The organism is Empedobacter sp. GD03865, assembly GCF_029840775.1.
In the GTDB taxonomy this organism is placed as follows: domain Bacteria; phylum Bacteroidota; class Bacteroidia; order Flavobacteriales; family Weeksellaceae; genus Empedobacter; species Empedobacter falsenii_B.
Genome location: NZ_JAOCDF010000064.1, coordinates 1 through 3616 on the forward strand (window position 1 = coordinate 1; position 3616 = coordinate 3616).

5 protein-coding genes and 1 pseudogene are annotated in these 3616 nt (G+C 24.3%); 4 read left to right on the top strand and 2 right to left on the bottom strand.

All coding sequences use genetic code 11. From position 1 onward, the window contains the following. Positions 1 to 360: 360 nt before the first annotated feature. The gene (locus N5D46_RS14535) at positions 361 to 699 is read right to left on the bottom strand and encodes a helix-turn-helix domain-containing protein (RefSeq protein WP_280050429.1); all 339 of its coding nucleotides are present in this window, start codon (positions 697 to 699) and stop codon (positions 361 to 363) included. Positions 700 to 1182: 483 nt separating this feature from the next. Here N5D46_RS14535 and N5D46_RS14540 point away from each other — a divergent pair, with 483 nt between their 5' ends. From N5D46_RS14540 to N5D46_RS14555, 4 genes are all read left to right on the top strand, one after another. Further along, a complete protein-coding gene (locus N5D46_RS14540; RefSeq protein ID WP_125350794.1) occupies positions 1183 to 1515 on the top strand; it encodes a hypothetical protein in 333 nt (110 codons plus the stop codon). Between the two features lie 81 nt (positions 1516 to 1596). Beyond that, positions 1597 to 2421 carry a hypothetical protein gene (locus N5D46_RS14545; RefSeq protein ID WP_280050430.1) on the top strand — a complete coding sequence of 275 codons (825 nt, stop codon included), beginning with the start codon at positions 1597 to 1599 and terminating at the stop codon, positions 2419 to 2421. 3 nt (positions 2422 to 2424) lie between these two features. Further along, positions 2425 to 2772 carry an SHOCT domain-containing protein gene (locus tag N5D46_RS14550; protein WP_171622160.1) on the top strand — a complete coding sequence of 116 codons (348 nt, stop codon included), beginning with the start codon at positions 2425 to 2427 and terminating at the stop codon, positions 2770 to 2772. A 4-nt stretch (positions 2773 to 2776) separates the two neighbouring features. Then, entirely contained in the window at positions 2777 to 3349 is a 573-nt protein-coding gene (locus N5D46_RS14555; protein ID WP_280050431.1) for a hypothetical protein, read from the top strand. Positions 3350 to 3401: 52 nt separating this feature from the next. On the opposite strand, the pseudogene N5D46_RS14560 reads toward N5D46_RS14555, so the two are convergent. Continuing rightward, a pseudogene (locus N5D46_RS14560) lies at positions 3402 to 3616 on the bottom strand (hypothetical protein); the annotation flags it as partial.

Below are 3616 nucleotides of genomic sequence, written 5' to 3' on the forward strand. Positions count from 1 at the left end.
TAATATATAGGAGTTATTCGTTTTTCAAAATAATTTGAAAGAAATTTTTAAATAAAAAAATAGTAATTCTGATTATTAAAAAGTTTATAATCAAAACTACTATTAATTTAACGTAGAATAGTTTTTCGGAATGTTCTACATATTTATTTAAAGTTTGAATACAATTTCAAATAAGAAGTTTTTAAATCAATACAACAGTCTAAAATCAAATTCTTTTAAAATTTAGTCGATAAATAATTTTACTTTAAAAGTTGAGTTGAATTGATTTCAATTTGAAAATAGTCAAAAAGATAAAATCTTATCAAATTCTAATCATTACGATTGAATTAAAAAGTATGTTGAACAGATTTTCGGAGTGTTCTACACATTTAAAGATTCTTCTAATAGTATTTTAGAGATAACATATTTATTTCCAATTCTAATTGCTTTAATTAAATCTTTCTTAATTGCTCTACGAATAGTCGTTTCAGAAATAGGATAGATTAGAGCAGCTTCTTTAATAGTTAAATAACTTTTAGTCGAAATTTCTTCAATAGTCGGAACTATTTTGATTTTAGGAGATTTAATTTGTTCAGATTTTTTAGTTCTATTGTATTCTCTTTTATAGCATTTTTTAGAACAGTAAACAGACGAAATAGTTTTTGCTATAAAATCTTCGTTACATTCTTTACATTTTCTATTGATTCTAATCAAACTCATTTTACTTTTTATTTCAGTTACTACAAAAAATAGTACCGCAGAAAAACCTTATCAGTTGTGGTCAATTCTTATCAACTTTGGTCATTTTAGTACTATAGTAACCGAATTTCTTACCTTTTTAGTTCGAATCCAACATCGTACATTAATTAGTAAATATATAAAGGCAAACAACGACAGATAACGATGAATAATGCGTAATAAAAAAGCGATAAACTTATAAAGAATATCGCTTATTAATTGATTATGTATTTAATAATCAATATTTTATATTTTTAAAATTTACTTTCCGATACAAAAAATGAAAAGTATCTAATAATAAGATTTTAAAATTAAAAGGTACAAATAGGGTACAAAATTGATTAAAACAGAACAATAATCAACATATATCAGAAAATATTTTTAGTAGATTCTTTCTGATATTTCTTGTTAAATATAAGCAATTTAATATTTCGTAACTTTATCTAAAGTAGAGATATTTAGATAATGGCTAACGGATTTAAAACTGGAGGAAGAAAAAAAGGTGTTGAGAACAAAGTAACATCTGATATTAGAGAAAAATTTAATCAATTGCTTACTGATAATCTTGAAACCATTTCTGATGATTTAAAAGAGCTTTCTCCTAAAGATAGAATCAACGCATTACTACAATTATCTAAATTCGTAATACCTCAGCTAAAATCTACTGAAATTAATCAAGTAAATCCAATTGAATCTCCTAAGATTAATATAATTCATTTAGGAAGTGGAGAAGAGCCATTACAAACAGAAAATGAAATAAACATCTGTTTTACAGAAGGGACTAACAGAAAAGAATAATTTTAAATTACGGTTTTCCATAATATAGATTATTGATTTTTTATTAATTTCGTAGATTACTAATATTTAGAATTTTACTTTATGAAAAACAAACTTTTACTTTTATCAACTTTATTAATTAGCACAACTTCATATTGTCAATTAGATACAATTTATTCTAACAATGAAAGATTGGCTGTAAATGTCAAAGAAATTACAGAAGATGCAGTAAAATATACTTACCCTAATGAAGATTTAGTTAATACTTCTTATAAAAATACAATTCAAAAAATAGTTCTTAAAAGTGGTCGAGTTCAGCTTTTTAATGAAGGTTCAGCATTTAATAAAGTAAACTCAATTCAAGATTTTGAAAAAGTAACAATTTCAAATGTAGAATCAGAAGTTAAAGGATTATTCAAACTTGCAGATATAGGTGCAAAAGCTAAGGGAGGAAGTACTTTTTCGAGTATGGAAAAGGTAAGAAATAGAGCTTATTCAAAGATTAAAATTCAAGCAGCTATGATGGGAGCAAATGTTGTTTATTTAGCTCATCAAAATACAGAAGGTAATAAAATGGGAGGGTATTGGCAAGCAGGTAGTACAACTGAAACTATTTTAACTGGTGTTGCCTATTCAAACTCTGTTTTAGATTTTAATGCTTTTAAATCTAAGCTATCTGATAAAATGACTTTTGATGTTGTGAAAGAATACAGATTAGGTACAAGTAGTATGGAGTATTCAGAAATCAAAGCTAAAAAAACGTTTACGATAAATGAAATTTTAAAAGAAAATTCAGGTATCTATATTTTGGGATATTTAGATAAGAAAGAGATTAAGTTTAGAGTTGCTTATTTTACTGAAGATGCTTTTTACTTGTATTACAAAGATAAAAGTGATGCGAATTATCAATATGAAGTAAGGTTTTAATTTATGGAACCAGTTATAATTATAGCGTGGATTACTTTTAGTGTATTAGTTGGGACATTAGGTAGTGATAGAAAAATAGGATTTTGGGGTTCATTCTTACTTTCAATAATTTTATCTCCAGTAATAGCATTATTCATAACATTATTTTCTAAAAGTTTAACGCAACAAAGAATTGATGATGAAATGTTAGAAAACCAAAAAGAACAAACTCGATTATTAGCTGAGAAATCTGAAAATAATACAATTAGTATTGCTGATGAAATTGAAAAATTAATTTCATTGAAAGAGAAAGGATTATTAACAGAAGATGAGTTTAAACAAGCTAAACAACGTTTAATTAATAACGATTAAGGTTATGAAATATATTTATGTTTTAGCTCTTTTACTATCTATATTTTCTTGCAAGAATGAGTCGGATATAAACTCAAAATTAGAGTTAATTGGAAAAGAATATATTGAATACAAATTCAATCAAATGATTCCTACTGATGAAAAAGATTCTATAATTATTGATACTATTAAAGTTATTAAATATCAAAACTTAAATGATAGTACGGAAATTAAATTACTTAATAATATATTAGAAAGTAAAATAAATGAATCAAACTCATTAATTACTATAAAAAAGGTAGGGAGAGATAAGTTGAAAATTAATTATTCTGAATCTGAAAAAAACGAAATTGAATATGAAATAAATGAGTATCTTGATTCAATCAAAACATATAATTCGATTCTAAGTAATTTAAAAAATAATAAGAGAACAAGAAACGATAAATATTTGTATGGTTACTTAGTTGATTTTTATTATAAAGCTTCAACAAAATTCAATGGCTCGCATTCAGATTCAATTACATTAATAATTAATAATGAATTTAAGATAGTACCACAAAAGGAATTTATTGAATATTTATTTAACAAATATAAGTAATTGATGTCAAATTACTTAATGTTTGGAATTACAAAAAGTAGAACCTCATCACTTAGATGAGGTTTTTTATTTCTCTTAATATTTCTGAAAGTCTTGCATATAAATCTTCATCATAGCGAACAATAAAAATTTGACAATTGTTTTCTAAACATTTTCTATATTTTTCAGAATCTCTTAATTTATTTTGTTCTAAACTTTCTAAACCACCAAAAAATGAAATTTCTTCATAATGTTGTTTTCCGTTATATTCAATAGCGATATTCAATT

Excerpts from the sequence above, each read along its gene's own strand:
- N5D46_RS14540 (WP_125350794.1), top strand. The coding sequence starts at position 1,183 with ATGGCTAACGGATTTAAAACTGGAGGAAGAAAAAAAGGTGTTGAGAAC.
- N5D46_RS14550 (WP_171622160.1), top strand. The coding sequence starts at position 2,425 with ATGGAACCAGTTATAATTATAGCGTGGATTACTTTTAGTGTATTAGTT.
- N5D46_RS14545 (WP_280050430.1), top strand. The coding sequence starts at position 1,597 with ATGAAAAACAAACTTTTACTTTTATCAACTTTATTAATTAGCACAACT.
- N5D46_RS14555 (WP_280050431.1), top strand. The coding sequence starts at position 2,777 with ATGAAATATATTTATGTTTTAGCTCTTTTACTATCTATATTTTCTTGC.
- N5D46_RS14535 (WP_280050429.1), bottom strand. The coding sequence starts at position 699 with ATGAGTTTGATTAGAATCAATAGAAAATGTAAAGAATGTAACGAAGAT.